1 protein-coding gene is annotated in these 276 nt (G+C 57.6%); it reads right to left on the bottom strand.

Annotated elements, in window-relative coordinates; all coding sequences use genetic code 11:
- On the bottom strand, nucleotides 1-276 hold a 276-nt coding region (locus ACX2DJ_RS13000), incomplete at both ends, for an AMP-binding protein (RefSeq protein WP_462573165.1).

Raw genomic sequence — 276 nt, 5'->3', positions numbered from 1 at the left:
ATGTTGAGCTTGTCCATGACTTTGCGCATTGTGGCCGTCGGGCAAGGCGATCCTGCCATAATACCCGTGCGAAGCGTCGAGACATCGTACTGCGTTAGATCAGGCAGGTTGAGCATTGCAATGAACATGGTCGGCACGCCATAGAGAGCGGTGCACCCCTCCGCAGCCACTGCTTCGAGAGTCTTCGCGGAGTCGAACGCTTCGTCCGGATAGACCATCGCCGCGCCCGTCGTAACCGCGGCGAGATTTCCCATGACCATGCCGAAGCAATGATAA

This window comes from Altererythrobacter chaiwopuensis (genome assembly GCF_054957755.1).
Note: the sequence above shows the minus strand (reverse complement) of the source record. Positions and strands in the feature narration are given on the sequence as shown.